At 47.4% G+C, this 13,340-nt stretch carries 17 protein-coding genes, 1 tRNA gene, 1 other RNA gene and 2 pseudogenes; 13 read left to right on the top strand and 8 right to left on the bottom strand.

The genetic code is table 11. The features are described 5' to 3' along the window. Positions 1-294, top strand: a pseudogene (locus EAO37_RS08350) (sulfatase); the annotation flags it as partial. On the opposite strand, the gene EAO37_RS08345 reads toward EAO37_RS08350, so the two are convergent. Genes EAO37_RS08345 through EAO37_RS08335 form a run of 3 tightly spaced genes read right to left on the bottom strand, consistent with a single transcriptional unit; the run spans position 291 to position 2,027 of the window. Further along, positions 291-956: an outer membrane protein gene (locus EAO37_RS08345; RefSeq protein WP_235853032.1), complete on the bottom strand. Its 666-nt coding sequence runs from the start codon at positions 954-956 to the stop codon at positions 291-293. The pseudogene EAO37_RS08350 and the gene EAO37_RS08345 overlap by 4 nt on opposite strands. Before the next feature lie 8 nt (positions 957-964). Beyond that, on the bottom strand, positions 965-1,153 hold the full coding sequence (locus EAO37_RS08340) for a hypothetical protein (RefSeq protein ID WP_120945014.1): 189 nt from the start codon (positions 1,151-1,153) through the stop codon (positions 965-967). Between the two features lies 1 nt (position 1,154). After that, complete coding sequence (locus EAO37_RS08335; RefSeq protein WP_120945011.1) at positions 1,155-2,027, bottom strand: class 1 fructose-bisphosphatase; 873 nt, start codon at positions 2,025-2,027, stop codon at positions 1,155-1,157. A 120-nt stretch (positions 2,028-2,147) separates the two neighbouring features. On the opposite strand from EAO37_RS08335, the gene rplI reads away from it, so the two are divergent. The 6 genes from rplI to EAO37_RS08305 are packed head-to-tail and all read left to right on the top strand — an operon-like array spanning position 2,148 to position 7,200. Continuing rightward, a complete protein-coding gene (gene rplI, locus EAO37_RS08330; protein WP_120945009.1) occupies positions 2,148-2,594 on the top strand; it encodes a 50S ribosomal protein L9 in 447 nt (148 codons plus the stop codon). After that, positions 2,594-3,136: an ATP-dependent protease subunit HslV gene (hslV, locus tag EAO37_RS08325; RefSeq protein ID WP_120945123.1), complete on the top strand. Its 543-nt coding sequence runs from the start codon at positions 2,594-2,596 to the stop codon at positions 3,134-3,136. The genes rplI and hslV overlap by 1 nt, the downstream gene beginning before the upstream one ends. A gap of 20 nt (positions 3,137-3,156) precedes the next feature. Beyond that, positions 3,157-4,473 (top strand): HslU--HslV peptidase ATPase subunit, encoded by a 1,317-nt coding sequence (hslU, locus tag EAO37_RS08320; RefSeq protein ID WP_162983004.1) that lies wholly within the window; start codon positions 3,157-3,159, stop codon positions 4,471-4,473. Beyond that, positions 4,470-5,363 carry a GTPase Era gene (era, locus tag EAO37_RS08315; RefSeq protein ID WP_120953130.1) on the top strand — a complete coding sequence of 298 codons (894 nt, stop codon included), beginning with the start codon at positions 4,470-4,472 and terminating at the stop codon, positions 5,361-5,363. The genes hslU and era overlap by 4 nt, the downstream gene beginning before the upstream one ends. 26 nt (positions 5,364-5,389) lie before the next feature. Further along, a complete protein-coding gene (locus EAO37_RS08310) occupies positions 5,390-6,397 on the top strand; it encodes a L,D-transpeptidase family protein (protein WP_205589490.1) in 1,008 nt (335 codons plus the stop codon). A 41-nt stretch (positions 6,398-6,438) separates the two neighbouring features. Continuing rightward, the gene (locus EAO37_RS08305; protein WP_120953139.1) at positions 6,439-7,200 is read left to right on the top strand and encodes a TSUP family transporter; all 762 of its coding nucleotides are present in this window, start codon (positions 6,439-6,441) and stop codon (positions 7,198-7,200) included. 1 nt (position 7,201) lies between these two features. Here EAO37_RS08305 and EAO37_RS08300 read toward each other — a convergent pair. After that, a tRNA-Phe gene (locus tag EAO37_RS08300) sits at positions 7,202-7,277 on the bottom strand. A 71-nt stretch (positions 7,278-7,348) separates the two neighbouring features. Here EAO37_RS08300 and EAO37_RS08295 point away from each other — a divergent pair. From EAO37_RS08295 to EAO37_RS08285, 3 genes are read left to right on the top strand one after another with little or no spacing between them, the layout of a single operon-like run. Beyond that, a complete protein-coding gene (locus EAO37_RS08295; protein ID WP_120953127.1) occupies positions 7,349-8,107 on the top strand; it encodes an exodeoxyribonuclease III in 759 nt (252 codons plus the stop codon). Then, complete coding sequence (locus EAO37_RS08290; RefSeq protein ID WP_120953124.1) at positions 8,104-8,577, top strand: 4Fe-4S binding protein; 474 nt, start codon at positions 8,104-8,106, stop codon at positions 8,575-8,577. The genes EAO37_RS08295 and EAO37_RS08290 overlap by 4 nt, the downstream gene beginning before the upstream one ends. Further along, positions 8,574-8,903, top strand: a complete 330-nt coding sequence (locus EAO37_RS08285; protein ID WP_120944997.1) for a chaperone NapD — start codon at positions 8,574-8,576, stop codon at positions 8,901-8,903. The genes EAO37_RS08290 and EAO37_RS08285 overlap by 4 nt, the downstream gene beginning before the upstream one ends. Here the strand turns inward: EAO37_RS08285 and EAO37_RS08280 are convergent. The 4 genes from EAO37_RS08280 to panB all read right to left on the bottom strand — a co-directional run bounded on the left by EAO37_RS08280 (position 8,900) and on the right by panB (position 11,664). Continuing rightward, a complete protein-coding gene (locus EAO37_RS08280) occupies positions 8,900-9,391 on the bottom strand; it encodes a hypothetical protein (protein ID WP_120945119.1) in 492 nt (163 codons plus the stop codon). The two genes, EAO37_RS08285 and EAO37_RS08280, sit on opposite strands and share 4 nt — an antisense overlap. 42 nt (positions 9,392-9,433) lie before the next feature. Beyond that, positions 9,434-9,794, bottom strand: a transfer-messenger RNA (tmRNA) gene (gene ssrA, locus EAO37_RS08275). A 65-nt stretch (positions 9,795-9,859) separates the two neighbouring features. Further along, on the bottom strand, positions 9,860-10,858 hold the full coding sequence (gene ruvB / locus EAO37_RS08270) for a Holliday junction branch migration DNA helicase RuvB (RefSeq protein ID WP_120944995.1): 999 nt from the start codon (positions 10,856-10,858) through the stop codon (positions 9,860-9,862). Continuing rightward, the gene (gene panB, locus EAO37_RS08265; RefSeq protein ID WP_120953121.1) at positions 10,858-11,664 is read right to left on the bottom strand and encodes a 3-methyl-2-oxobutanoate hydroxymethyltransferase; all 807 of its coding nucleotides are present in this window, start codon (positions 11,662-11,664) and stop codon (positions 10,858-10,860) included. The genes ruvB and panB overlap by 1 nt, the downstream gene beginning before the upstream one ends. Positions 11,665-11,770: 106 nt before the next feature. On the opposite strand from panB, the gene EAO37_RS08260 reads away from it, so the two are divergent. The 3 genes and pseudogenes from EAO37_RS08260 to EAO37_RS09325 form a co-directional block, all read left to right on the top strand. Further along, on the top strand, positions 11,771-12,427 hold the full coding sequence (locus tag EAO37_RS08260) for a hypothetical protein (protein ID WP_120953136.1): 657 nt from the start codon (positions 11,771-11,773) through the stop codon (positions 12,425-12,427). Further along, positions 12,417-13,112 carry an outer membrane beta-barrel protein gene (locus tag EAO37_RS08255; protein ID WP_120953118.1) on the top strand — a complete coding sequence of 232 codons (696 nt, stop codon included), beginning with the start codon at positions 12,417-12,419 and terminating at the stop codon, positions 13,110-13,112. Before EAO37_RS08260 ends, EAO37_RS08255 begins: the two co-directional genes overlap by 11 nt. A 9-nt stretch (positions 13,113-13,121) precedes the next feature. After that, positions 13,122-13,340, top strand: a pseudogene (locus tag EAO37_RS09325) (hypothetical protein); the annotation flags it as partial.

Below are 13,340 nucleotides of genomic sequence, written 5' to 3'. Positions count from 1 at the left end.
ACAGACAACAGCTATGGGCATCGCTGTTCTGTTTATGGCGTAGAAATCCCCTTTGTGATCTATGTTACTAACACCTTCAAACAAAAACACCCCCAAAAAGTGCAACAACTCGCCCAAGCGGTGCACAAGCCCTTTATGAGCGATGATCTGATTCACACCCTTTTACCCTTAGTGGGAATTCACACAAAGGATAATATTGAGAGCAAGGATTTATTGAGCCCGCAATTTGATAGCATGCGCGCGCGCAAGGTGTGCGCGCAGGTCAAGTATGTTAAACGATCCCACCCCCATTAGAAATTATAGACATAGTGGACATAAAATACCAAGCTTCTTTGGAAGGTTAAACCGCTAACCCCCCCATTGACCAAGGTTTTAAAATAGTAGTTACGCACAAAGGGGATTTTCATGCCCACTTCAAAGCCATGGTGCTTGTTGGTGTTGACTCTAAATCCCCATGAGAAAGGCACCTGGAAGTAGCTGGGGTTCATGATCGTATTGGGGTAGCGCAAGAGGCTTTTAAAAGCAGCCGCTTGGCTGGTGCTCCACGAACTCCCTGCAAAAGCCAGCCCTACAAAAAAGCCCGCCTGAAGACGCACATTGTCTATAAAGTCGAAGAGATAATCCGCGCCTACGCCATAGATATTGTCATTGAGGCGGATCCCGTTGAAAGTAGGGTTGTCATAGCCATAACTATAAAACGCATAACCACGCACCCCATGGCGGCGCTCTCCCTTGCCAAAGAAGTATTTATACCCCCCTTGTAAAGAGAGCCCATACATGTTGCTCTGCCCTCCTACAATCCCCAAGCCCTCAGGCACGCCAAGACTCCCCGTGATCGTGGTTTTTACCAAGCTGTATTGAAACCCCGCGCTGGCATAAAATCCATTCCTCTCTGCCCCCAAGCTCCCCACCAAGCCAGCCAACACCACCGCCATCTTTACCGCCTTAAAACGCATCATCTCTCCTAAAAATCAAAATTGCCCTGCTTGCCCTTATTCATACTCAAATACACACTCTGCACGAAAGCTTGGCGCAACGCGCATTCTAACACAATGCTACACCTCAAACACGAGCCCACCCCCTTGCGCTCTTGGCAAGCTAGCACCTTTTGGCGTTGGGTTTGCCACTCTTGGCTAAACTTGTCCTCCTCCATGCTAGCCCTTGAGTGCTTGCATTTCTACTTTAGAGCCCAAGAAACACGCGCTTTTGTCATGCAAACTCTCTAAGGGTATTTCTAGCAAGCGTTGCCCCTGCGCGTCTAAAGCTAGACCTCCCGCGCACTCCAACACAAAGGCTAAAGGATAGACCTCAAAGAGTTTACGCAATTTCCCCTTGGGCGCATCTTGGGTGGCTGGATAGCAAAACAACCCCCCTTGTTTGTGCAAGAGATGGTGCGCATCAGCAACCATACTCCCGCTATAGCGCAGGCGGTATCCTTGAGCGAAGAAACGATCTAAAAACTCCCTATATTCTGGGCTAAAGTGTTGCCAACTCCCTCCGGGGGCGATACTCTTGCCCTGTGGCTTTAAGCGCAAATCTCCCTTATGTGTCCACACCTTTTGGGCTTCGTTGTAAACATAATGCGCCACTTGCGTGCGCGTGGCGACCACCAATTCTAACTTAGCCCCATAGAGAATATACGCCCCCATTTGCATAGACTGACCTATGTGCTTGTCTTCAAAGCCCTGAGGGTTGGGCGCGTAAATCCCAAAAATGCTCCCCACCAAGAAATTCGCCCCCACCACACTCGAACCATCTAGGGGGTCAAAGGCGATTAAATAACCCTGTTTGTGCGCTGTGTAACACGCCTTTTCTTGCTCTTCGCTCATCACTCCCCCCACATTCTCCAAGCCCAAACAATACTCAAAGATCAAACGATCCACTTGGATGTCCAATTCTAATTGCATGTCTGCAGTGGGGTTGAGGTGATCGCTATAGCGTGCATCGCCTTGTTTAATACTCTGGTAAACCTGTGTGCCGATGTGTTGCAACGCCTCCAAGAACGCGCGCTGTGTTGGGGTATCCATAAAACTCCTTTGGGATATAAAACGCCCATTTTAGCATAGAAGCGTTTAAGTATGCCCGGGGCGTTTAAGCCATCTTAAACCTAAATGGGCTAAAATGGGGGTTTTTTACAAGGAGAGTTGATGAAGGTATTGTTACTGCAAGATGTCAAAAACTTGGGCAAGGCTGGGGATGTATGCGAAGTCAAAGATGGGTATGGCAATAATTTTCTCATCGCTAAAAAACTCGCCCAAATGGCTACCAAAGAGGCGCTCAACAAATACAAGGCTGTCCAAAGAAAACGCGCGGAGTTAGAAGCCCAAGAATTAGCCACCAAACAAGAGATTGCCCAAAAATTAGAGGGCATTACTCTACAAATTATTAAGAAAGTCGGGGCTAATGGGGCGTTATTTGGATCGATCACCAAAGAAGAGGTGGTAGAAGCTTTGCTAGGCGTGCATGCCTTAGAACTAGACAAGAAGACCCTAGAACTCAAAACCCCCATTAAGAGCACGGGGATTTATGAAATTGATGTCAAGCTAGGGCATGGGGTGGTGGGCGTGCTCAAAATTGATGTGATCGCTGAGTGATGTTCCACGCCACCACCATTTTAGGCTATAAAACGCGTTTTGAGGGCAAGGATTATGCCATCATTGGCGGGGATGGACAGGTGAGTTTTGGCAACTGCGTGATAAAAGGCAACGCGACCAAGATTCGCACCTTGCACCACAACCAGATTTTAAGCGGGTTTGCCGGGAGCACTGCGGATGCCTTTAGTTTATTTGACATGTTCGAGCGCATTTTAGAGGGCAAAAAGGGGGATCTCTTTAAAAGTGTGGTGGATTTTAGCAAAGAGTGGCGTAAGGATAAGTTTTTGCGCCGTTTAGAAGCGATGATGATCGTGCTTAACAAACAAGCTATTTTTATTTTGAGTGGCAGTGGAGATGTGGTCGAGCCTGAAGATGGTAAGATCGCTGCCATTGGAAGCGGAGGCAATTACGCCCTAAGTGCGGCGCGCGCGCTGGATCAATTCGCCAACTTACCCCCCAAAGCCTTGGTAGAAGAGTCGCTTAAGATTGCCGGGGGGTTGTGTATCTACACCAACCAAAACATTAAAATCTTGGAGCTTTAATGCGGACAGATAAATTAAACATGACTCCCCAAGAGATTGTCGCCTATTTAGACGATTACATCATCGAGCAACAGGACGCTAAAAAGATGATTGCCATTGCGTTGCGTAACCGCTGGCGCAGATTGCAACTGAGTAAAGAACTCCAAGAGGAAGTGATGCCCAAAAATATTTTGATGATTGGCTCAACTGGGGTTGGCAAGACTGAGATTGCAAGGCGCATGGCTAAGATGATGGGCTTGCCCTTTATCAAGGTGGAGGCGAGCAAATACACCGAAGTGGGCTTTGTGGGGCGCGATGTGGAATCGATGGTGCGCGATTTGGTGGCAACAAGCATCAACCTCGTAGAAAGCGAGCAAAAAGAAAAGAATAAAGAGAAGATCGAAGAGTTGATTGTAGAAAAGATTGCTAAGAAATTACTGCCCGCCTTGCCTAGCGGGGTGAGTGAGGCTAAAAAGGAAGAATACGCGCTGAATTTTGAAAAGACGAAGGAAAAAGTCAGAGGCACGGCTTTAGATCATGTCAAAATTGAAATTGAGTTACACAAACGGCAAGTAGAGGGGGATTTCAATGTGCCTCCTGAAATCATCAAGGTGCAAGAAAGCATCATTAAAGTGCTCAATAGGGAGGAACAAAAGGTAAGCAAGGAGATGAGTATCAAGGAAGCCAAAGAAGCCTTGCGCCATGATGTTTTGCAAACAATCTTAGATAAGGAGAGCGTGCAAATGGAGGGGGTGCAACGCGCCACCCAATCGGGGGTGATCTTCATTGATGAGATTGACAAGATCGCTGTAGGGATCAAGGAGGGGAGCAGGCAAGACCCTAGCAAGGAGGGGGTGCAACGCGATTTACTCCCCATTGTAGAGGGGAGTGTGATCAATACCAAATACGGACCCATCGCCACCGATCACATCCTCTTCATCGCTGCTGGGGCGTTTCACTTGAGCAAACCTAGCGATCTAATCCCCGAATTACAAGGGCGCTTCCCCTTGCGCGTGGAATTGGAGAGTCTCTCTGAAGAGATCATGTATGCTATCCTCACGCGCACCAAGAGTTCTATCATTAGACAATACCAAGCGTTGTTAGAGGTGGAGGGGGTCAAGTTGGTGTTTGAGCCAGAAGCCTTGCGCGAGCTAGCTAAACTCTCTTATTTGGCTAACCAGAACACAGAGGACATCGGGGCGCGCCGTTTGCACACCACCATTGAAAAGGTGCTTGAAGACATTAGTTTCAATGCGTCTAACTACAGGGGGCAAAGTGTGGTGATCACCAAAGAACAGGTGAGCCAGAAATTACAAAATTTAGTGGATAATGTGGATTTGGCGCGTTTCATTCTATGACCAAAGCAGGTTTTATTGCATTAGTGGGGCGTCCTAATGCGGGCAAGAGCACGCTATTAAACGCGCTCTTAGAAGAAAAGATCGCGCTGGTTTCACACAAAGCCAACGCCACGCGCAAGACATTAAAAGCCATTGTGCCCTTTAGCGATGCGCAAGGGGTAGCATGCCAGATGATCTTTATAGACACGCCCGGATTAACTCCCCCTAAGAAACTCTTAGATGAGGCTATGCAATTGCAGAGCGCGCGCGCCCTGCAGGAGTGTGATGTAGTGGTGTTTGTGGCTAGCGCGCGCGCAAGCGTGCAAGACTACCAAGATTTTTTAGCGCGCCATAGCGCTAAACCCCACATCATAGCCCTCAATAAAATAGACACTCTTAGCCCCCCCCAGCTCTTAGCCAAAATCCAACCCTACCAAGCCTATAGCCATGCCTTCAAAGCCTTAGTGCCCTTGAGCGCGCTCAAGCAAAAGAACCTACAAGTCTTGCTAGAAGAGATCGCCAAGCTCTTGCCCCAAGCACCCTTTTACTACGACCCCCAGACGCTCAGTGATGCCCAAACCAAGCAACTTTATCAAGAGATGATTCGCGAACAACTCTTTTTGCATTTGAGTGAGGAAATTCCCTACGCAAGCGATGTGGTTATCACGCGTTTTCAAGAAGAGGCGCGCTTAGATCGCATTGAGGCGCAGATTGTGGTGGAGAAGCCCAGCCAACAAAAAATGGTAGTGGGCAAGGGAGCGTGGGTGATTAAAAAAATTGGCAAACAGGCGCGCTTGAAAATGGAGGCTTTTGGGGGCAAAAAGGTGTTTTTACGCTTAGAAGTGGTGGTGTGTAAAAATTGGAGTCGACAAAAAGATCAACTTAAAAACATGGGTTATGTGGTAGAATAGAGTTTTGCAATATTAAGAGGTGTTGGATGCGCGTCAAAAAGGTATGGTTAGGGGCGTTGTCGTTTGTATTTATGGGTTTGGTGGGCTTACACGCGGATACCTTGATGGGGTTTGTAAAAGCCTACCAAGAAAAGGGGATCGACTCCATTGAGAGACTCTTGCAATCTTATTTGACCCAACGGGAGTTTTGGGAGGATGTCCTAGAAAATCGCGACATTAGCTTTGGCTATTATGAAAATATGGACTACCTCTTTGTGATCGACAAAGCCGATCCCAAGCTCGTGCTCTACGCCCTAGAAGGTGAAAAGATTGTCAAGGTTAACCAAACTAAAGCGCTTGTGGGGTCTAGGGGTGGGGATAAGAAAAGCGAGGGAGACAAGGCTACCCCCATTGGGGTTTATAAAATTCTTAAAAAACTCACGGGCTTGAGTAGTTATTATGGTCCCTTTGCTCTAGAAACCAACTACCCTAATCCCTTAGATGTCGCCTTTAAGCGCACTGGGCATGGGATTTGGATTCATGGCTTGCCCTTGAGTGGGAAGCGCAATGAACTCAACACTAAGGGCTGTGTCGCTATTGAAAATGCCGTGTTGAAAGATTACGAACAGCGCATTAAGGGCAAAAAAGCTCTTCTTATCGTCTATGAAGGCGCGCTCAAATACGCCACTAAGGACGAGCTTGCTACAATTTTAAGTGCCCTTTACACTTGGCGTAGCGCGTGGGCTAATAACGATCTGGTAGGCTATATGAATTTTTATAGCCCGGATTTTAAACACGCCAGTGGGATGAATTTCAAGGCTTATGAGAAATTCAAAACCCATGTGTTTACCAAAAATGAAACCAAGACGATCCGCCTCTCAGGGGTGAATATTACCCCCTACCCTAATGTGCAGCAGCGCCGACTCTTTAGAGTGGCGTTTGATCAAGACTACAAGGCTTATAAAAAAAATAAGCTCTCCTACTCTTCACAGGGTCTTAAAGAGCTCTATGTGGAACTCAAAGACAATAAAATGCGCATCATCATGGAAAAATAGCCTTTTTGGGCGTGTTTTTACCCCCAGAGTTGGAAGTTGGCATGCTAGAGTTAGAATGGTATGTCTATGCTATCTTTTTTGCTGCCGCTTTTTGTGCGGGGTTAGTGGATTCTATTGCCGGGGGTGGGGGGCTTATCACTGTGCCCACCTTGATGGCATTGGGAGTCCCCCCCCACATGGTGCTAGCCACCAATAAACTTCAGAGTAGTTTTGGGAGTTTCACTGCTGCGCTGAATTTCTGTCTTAAAGGCATGGTGTCTTTAAGAGAGGTCGCTTTTGGGGTGGGGTGCGTGGTGGTGGGCGCAAGCTTAGGCACAACGCTAATCTTATGGCTCAAAGCGGATATTTTGCGCGTGCTTATTCCTATTTTCTTGTCCTTGATCTTTATTTACACCTTGCTAGCCCCCAAAGTGGGCGAGGGCGATAGCCATCCCAAGCTCAAACCCGCGTTATTTTATGGCATTTTTGGACTGGGACTAGGGTTTTACGATGGCTTTTTTGGGCCGGGCACGGGCTCGTTTTGGACCTTTGCGATGGTCGCGCTCTTGGGGTTGAATATGAAAAAAGCCACCGCGCGCACTAAGGTGTTTAATTTCACTAGCAATATTGTGAGCTTGAGCGTGTTTTTAATAGGGGGAGAGGTGATTTGGTCTGTGGGGCTCTTAATGGGGGCAGGGCAGATGTTGGGGGCATGGGTGGGCTCTAATTTGGTGATGGCTAAAGAAGTCAAATTTATCCGCCGAGTGTTTTTATGCGTGGTGGGGGCGACAATCTTAAAACTCTTTTGGGATTTTGCGCGCTAGATGGTGGCTTGAGGCGGAATCGAACCACCGACACGAAGATTTTCAGTCTTCTGCTCTACCGACTGAGCTATCAAGCCAAAAGCGCAATTATACTACATAAGTCCTTTAAATTTAACTTAAAGTGTTATAATACCCAAAAAGGTATTAGATGCGCTTAGTTTCATGGAATGTCAATGGGTTACGAGCATGCATGCAAAAGGGCTTTGAGGCGTTTTTGCTAGAGAGCGGAGCGGATGTATTTTGCGTGCAAGAGACCAAAATGCACCCACAGCAGGCTAGTTTTAGCTTTGATCACTACCACACCTTTTGGAACAGCGCGCACAAGAAGGGCTATAGCGGGGTGCTGACCTTGAGTAAAGATACGCCTTTGAGCGTGCGCTATGGGCTGGGATTAGAGGAGCATGACAGCGAGGGGCGTGTAATTACTTGTGAGTATGAGAATTTTTATTTAGTCAATGTCTATGCGCCCAATTCTCAAAGGGGGTTATTGCGCCTGCCTTATCGCCTGCAATGGGAGGGCGCGTTTAGGGATTTTTTGCAGAATTTAACAAAGCATAAGGGGGTAGTTGTGTGCGGGGATTTGAATGTTGCGCACAATGAGATCGATTTAGCCAACCCGCAGAGTAACCACTACAATGCAGGCTTTAGCGACCCAGAACGCGATGCCTTTAGGCAATTACTCCAATTAGGTTTTGTTGATACCTACCGCCATTTTTACCCCAACCAAACAGAAGCTTACACATGGTGGAGCTATATGAATCAGTCTAGGGCGCGCAATATCGGTTGGCGTATTGATTATTTTTTGATCTCACAAGGCTTGCAAGCCCAGATCAAAGACGCGCAGATTCACGCCCATATTTTAGGCAGCGATCATTGCCCGGTGGGTTTAGAAATAGGCGTGCGATGAATCCTAAAAAACCTTTTAGAGAGATATTTAGAGGCTTAAAGCCTAAAGCCTTTGTGATCCCCTTGCCCTATTTTAACCCCCAAAAAGCCCAAGCTTGCCTAGAGTGTGGGGGGGATTGCGCGCCTGTGTGCCCTGAGCGCATTGTGATTAAAGAACCCATGCAAATCCCGCATTTGGATTTCAAAGAACGGGGTTGCACCTTTTGTCAAGAATGCCTTAAAGCGTGCGCCCCGGAGGTTTTGCAGGGGGATCGCGCTAGTGTCATTGGCGCGCTGGCTTTGATTGATTCGCAAACCTGTTTGAGCCATCAAGGCGTGGTGTGTTTTGCCTGCAAGGACGCTTGTGTGGAAAAGGCGATCGTCTTTAAGGGCATGTTTGCCCCGCGCGTATATGGCTCTTGCACGGGATGTGGCATGTGTGCGCCTGTATGCCCTAGCCAATCTATTTTATTTGTGGAGAGAAAAACATGAATATTTCTAGTGTGATTGTCAAGGTCCAGCCGGAGAGTTTTGAGCAGAGTTTAAAGGCGATTGGGGCTTTAGAGTGCGTGGAAGTGGGGGCTTTTGATCAAGAAAAGGCTGTGATCATCGCTTTGATTGAAGCTCCCAGTGTGCAGGAGGAATTGCGTGCTAATAGAGAGATTGAAAACGCCCCGGGGGTGATTAGCGCGCACATGCACTTTAGCTATTCGGATGAAAACCCTTTGCCCCCCAACATCCAAGCCACTTTAGAGAAAATAGAAAACACGGACACTAAAGCGGTGCGCTATGGGGGCGATGTGAACAACTGGCTTTAATTGGCTTTGCGGGTGTTGAGCCACTGGGCTTTAATATTCATCGCAGAGTGCAGGGAAGTTTGGAGTTGTTCGGCTAGATTGAGCAGGGGGGCTAGATCGGTCTTCCATTTGGCTTGGGAAATCTCCTTTTGCAACGCGTCCACCAGGTCCAGTGCTTTATCTAAGTCAATGGGTGGTTCAAAGGCTTTTTTAAACATCGCGCCAAACCCCTTTTTTTTGGCTTCTTGGGCATGCTCATTGGGGATCAAGACAAGTTTGATGTTTTGGATTTCTTGGTAGAGGCGATCTAATTGCTTGACTTCTTGATAGTCCCTGCCCTTGTCAATAGCCTCTTCTAAAATCTTATTGCTAGTGCTGACTAATTGCATCGCTAATTGCGCGCTCTGGGCTTCTGCATTAGCTAGAGCGTGGATGTCAATACCCATGAGTGGCGATGCGATACAGAATATCCCTAAAACAGACACTAAAAAACACCGCTTCAAACTCATAGACGCATCCAATCCTTTTTCTATGGGGAAAACATTGTAAAATGGTGGAGCTGTGGGGAATCGAACCCCAGTCCAAAAATCACATCCATCCGCGGGCTTCTACATGCTTAGAGAAGTGTTAAAAATTCGAGTTCTTTCTAAGCCACCTCTCCAGCTCAAATAAAGACCCCTAGCTCTTAAATCTTACTTTAAAAAGTGAGCACTTTTTAAAGGCATCTGGCTAAAAATGATGGAATGCCTACAGGACACCAGCGATCCCACAGACTTCCAGCTCGCTACGCAGCTTTAGCGTAGTTGGGAGCGTAATTAGGATTGTTTACGGTTATTGTTTGTGTCGTTTTACAAGAGACACTTGGCATGCAACCCACGCTATGCAACCCTTGTCGAAATCCTGTTCAGCCCCAAAAAACTTAGCAAAAAACTAAGTAGTGCAGTATAGCATGCTATGCTTACGATTTTTTTAAATGGCTAGAGCAATCGAGGGCGATCTAGTTTGAGAGTTTCATAAGTCTTGAGCGTGGCAATACGCCCCTTAGCCGTGCGCTCTAAATAGCCATTAGCCAATAAAAAGGGTTCGATCACCTCTTCAATGGTGCTTTCATCTTCATGCAAACTTGCCGCAATAGTATTAAGCCCTAAGGCTTTATTCTTGGCATTAGCTAAGAGATTGAGATAGAGTAAATCCAGCGCGTCAAAGCCATGTGCATTCACCCCTAACTCCTCTAGGGCAAAGAGAGTTGTTTGCAAAGAAATGCACGACTCATTGGCGTAATCGGCAAAATCGCGCACCCGTCTTAGTAGTCTTAGCGCGATGCGGGGTGTGCCCCTTGAGCGCTTGGCGATCTCTGTGCTTGCCTGTGGTTCAATGTCCTTTTGCAAGCGCGCGCTGGCGCGCGTGATGATGGTGGCTAGTTCTGTAATGTCATAAAACTGCATGCGAAAGTGCATGCCAAAGCGTTCGCGCAAAGGATTAGAAAGCAAACCCGCGCGCGTGGTCGCCCCTATGAGAGTGAAAGGGGCTAGATCGATCTTAATGGTTTGGGCGGCTGCTTTAGAGCCGATGATAATGTCTAGTCTAAAATCCTCCATTGCCGGGTAAAGCACCTCTTCAATGGCTGGGCTTAAGCGGTGAATCTCATCAATGAAGAGAATATCCTTAGGGTTGAGATTGGTTAAAAGAGCGGCTAAGTCGCCTGTTTTTTCAATCATAGGGGCGGTGGTAACCTTGATATTGGCGTTAAGCTCTTTAGCAATGAGATGACTCAAAGTAGTTTTACCCAAGCCCGGAGGTCCAAAAAAAAGCACATGATCTAGGGTATCTTGGCGTTTAAGAGTGGCACTAATAGAAACTTGCAATAACTTTTTGATCTGTTCTTGTCCGATATAGTCCTCCCACAAACTGGGACGCAAACTTAAGGATTCTTGCTCTTCTAAGTTGAGAGCTTCTACATTGACAAGTCTTTGCATTAGTAGCTCTCTTGCTCAGAGGGAAAATGCCCTGTTTGGATGTCTTGGATATAGCGTTGCAACGCCTCTTCTATGAGAGTGCCCCCCTCTAGATAAGTGCGCACAAATTTGGGCTTAAACGCCTTGAATAGACCTAGCATGTCGCTAAAGACTAAAATTTGCCCATCGCACCCCGCCCCGCTCCCTATACCTATAGTGGGGATGTCCAGACACTTACTAATCTCTGTAGCTACAGACGCAACCACCCCCTCTAACACCACCAAACTCGCCCCCGCCTCCTGCACGCTCAAAGCATCCTCTAAGACTTGTTGTGCGCTCTGCTGCGTTTTACCCACAATCTTATAACCCCCCACTCCGCGCACACTCTGAGGCAAAAGCCCCACATGCCCTACCACCGCTAGCCCCTCTTGCACTAGCCTTTTAATCAAGGGCGCGCGCGCCTGCCCCCCTTCTAGTTTGATCGCGTCCGCGCGGGTGTGTTGGTAGAATTTTAGGGCGTTTTTAAGGGCTTGTTTTTCATTAGTATAACTCCCATAGGGCATATCCGCCACCACAAAGGCGCGTTGCGCGCCCCGACACACCGCCTTAGTGTGGTAGAGCATTGTTTGCATGCTAGCACTCAGAGTATCCGGGTAAGCATTAAAACTCATGTTCAGGCTATCGCCCACTAAAATTAAGTCTATGTAGGGGTCAAAAAGGGTTGCAAAGAGCGCATCGTAAGCGGTGATCGCGCTGATCTTGCAAGGTTTTGCGCCCTCTTTGGGGTGCTTTTTGTGTTGCAGAGTATCCAAAGTGATTTTTTTCATAGCTACACTTTTTGAGAGATTTTACCTTTAAAATGCTATGATAGGGCTAAAAATTTTACTAGGGTTAGAGTTGAATTGCAAAGGAGTGCTTGGGGTTTTTGTGTTGATGTTTCAGGTGTTGTGGGGAATAGATTATAAAACACTCGATCCTAAATATTATAAATACATCAAGTTCTATGAAAAATACACGGATCAAGAGATCGCCCTCTTGATTGATGACATCCAAGAAGCCGAGAAAAAGACAGGGTTGTTATTGGGGTTGAGCACGGGTTTTTTTTACAACAGCGCGATCAGGCAGGCGATGCAAAAGGACACAATCCGGGGCAGGCAAATGGATTATTTGTGGACAATTGGGGTGCGTTTTGGTTACCAAACTTACCGCCCCTCGCTCTTTGCTAAAACCATGCGCCCCAATTTCATCGGGCGCAGGGTGTATATCCAATACATCGGGGCGATTCCCAAACAATCTAATGTGGGACGCATTGGTTATCAAAGCGCAACCATCAACGCGGATTTGATGATCGATCCTACTCTACCTCTAGTGCAACGCTACTTGTCCATGGGTTTTTTGCTAGGCGTGGGGGTGGGTGTGGTAAGCCAAGGGACCAACACCAATTCTTTTTTTGGCATGATGGCTAATGCAGGGATCGCCTTTAGTATTTTTGGGCATAACCGCGTGGAGTTGGAATTTAAAATCCTTGCCAATAAAGATGTTTCATGGTGGGGGGGATTGATGCATGTAGGATACCAGTATGTTTTTTAAGCGGGTTTTGCAAGGGTGGTTATTAGGGGCGTTGGCTTGTTACCCGTGCTGGGGGGGGGTGTTTGTGCGCGAACAGCGCGGTGCGCTTGCAGAAAAAGAGTTCCAAATTTACATGCTAAAAGGGCAACTCTATGAAGCCCAGCAAGCCCAGTTGATCCAAGAAGTGGCTAAACACAAAAGTGGTCCCTTTATTGGTGTCCTGCTAGCCCAAACCATTTTTAGAGTGAATGGGATTAAAAGCATGGGTTTACCCTTGTTTTATGGAATCAAAGTGGGTTACCAACGCTACATTAGAAGCGATGTGGGAGGCTTGCGTGTTTATGGGGAGTATTTGGGAGGGGTTAATAAAAGTGTGTTGCAACCCGGACAATCTAGTTCTTACCAATTAGCAAGCCTCAATGTGGATTTGGTGATGGATAAATCCATTGATGCCCACAAGAAATACGCCATCGGGGTCTTTGGAGGGCTTGGTGTGGGCTGGAGTGGCTATAAAGATTACCCCCGTGCGCCCCATAATCCCAATGGCTTTGGTTTAGTGGTGAATTTGGGGATTGCGATGACTTTGAATACCCGACACCGCATCGAATTAGCCCTCAAAGTCCCCCCCCTCAAATCCACCCATGCCTTTTCTTATGCCTTTAGTAGTGGGAACATCTATTATATTAGCTATAATTTTTTGCTTTAGGGAGTGGCGATGAGAACTGTATTGGCAATGGGGTTACTTCTTACAGGCGCAACAGCGATGCCCCCCCCCATTTTAAAAGACACCAATTCTGATGTGATCTTTGAGGACGCTCCGCAAGACACCCAACCCTCCCAAACCCAAAAACTCCCCCAAGCCCTCCCAGAAATCCAAGTTCCCCAGCCCCAAATCCAAGCCCAGCAACCCCCACAGCCCCAACCCCTAAAGCCC

The sequence above is a fragment of the Helicobacter sp. L8 genome (assembly GCF_003660355.1).
In the GTDB taxonomy this organism is placed as follows: Bacteria; Campylobacterota; Campylobacteria; order Campylobacterales; family Helicobacteraceae; genus Helicobacter; species Helicobacter labacensis.
This window is presented reverse-complemented; position numbering and strand designations above follow the sequence as displayed.

What these genes read in the sequence shown, in the direction of transcription:
- EAO37_RS08345 (WP_235853032.1), bottom strand. Translation starts at nt 956, where the DNA reads ATGCGTTTTAAGGCGGTAAAGATGGCGGTGGTGTTGGCTGGCTTGGTG.
- EAO37_RS08340 (WP_120945014.1), bottom strand. Translation starts at nt 1,153, where the DNA reads ATGGAGGAGGACAAGTTTAGCCAAGAGTGGCAAACCCAACGCCAAAAG.
- EAO37_RS08335 (WP_120945011.1), bottom strand. Translation starts at nt 2,027, where the DNA reads ATGGATACCCCAACACAGCGCGCGTTCTTGGAGGCGTTGCAACACATC.
- rplI (WP_120945009.1), top strand. Translation starts at nt 2,148, where the DNA reads ATGAAGGTATTGTTACTGCAAGATGTCAAAAACTTGGGCAAGGCTGGG.
- hslV (WP_120945123.1), top strand. Translation starts at nt 2,594, where the DNA reads ATGTTCCACGCCACCACCATTTTAGGCTATAAAACGCGTTTTGAGGGC.
- hslU (WP_162983004.1), top strand. Translation starts at nt 3,157, where the DNA reads ATGACTCCCCAAGAGATTGTCGCCTATTTAGACGATTACATCATCGAG.
- era (WP_120953130.1), top strand. Translation starts at nt 4,470, where the DNA reads ATGACCAAAGCAGGTTTTATTGCATTAGTGGGGCGTCCTAATGCGGGC.
- EAO37_RS08310 (WP_205589490.1), top strand. Translation starts at nt 5,390, where the DNA reads ATGCGCGTCAAAAAGGTATGGTTAGGGGCGTTGTCGTTTGTATTTATG.
- EAO37_RS08305 (WP_120953139.1), top strand. Translation starts at nt 6,439, where the DNA reads ATGCTAGAGTTAGAATGGTATGTCTATGCTATCTTTTTTGCTGCCGCT.
- EAO37_RS08295 (WP_120953127.1), top strand. Translation starts at nt 7,349, where the DNA reads ATGCGCTTAGTTTCATGGAATGTCAATGGGTTACGAGCATGCATGCAA.
- EAO37_RS08290 (WP_120953124.1), top strand. Translation starts at nt 8,104, where the DNA reads ATGAATCCTAAAAAACCTTTTAGAGAGATATTTAGAGGCTTAAAGCCT.
- EAO37_RS08285 (WP_120944997.1), top strand. Translation starts at nt 8,574, where the DNA reads ATGAATATTTCTAGTGTGATTGTCAAGGTCCAGCCGGAGAGTTTTGAG.
- EAO37_RS08280 (WP_120945119.1), bottom strand. Translation starts at nt 9,391, where the DNA reads ATGAGTTTGAAGCGGTGTTTTTTAGTGTCTGTTTTAGGGATATTCTGT.
- ruvB (WP_120944995.1), bottom strand. Translation starts at nt 10,858, where the DNA reads ATGCAAAGACTTGTCAATGTAGAAGCTCTCAACTTAGAAGAGCAAGAA.
- panB (WP_120953121.1), bottom strand. Translation starts at nt 11,664, where the DNA reads ATGAAAAAAATCACTTTGGATACTCTGCAACACAAAAAGCACCCCAAA.
- EAO37_RS08260 (WP_120953136.1), top strand. Translation starts at nt 11,771, where the DNA reads ATGTTTCAGGTGTTGTGGGGAATAGATTATAAAACACTCGATCCTAAA.
- EAO37_RS08255 (WP_120953118.1), top strand. Translation starts at nt 12,417, where the DNA reads ATGTTTTTTAAGCGGGTTTTGCAAGGGTGGTTATTAGGGGCGTTGGCT.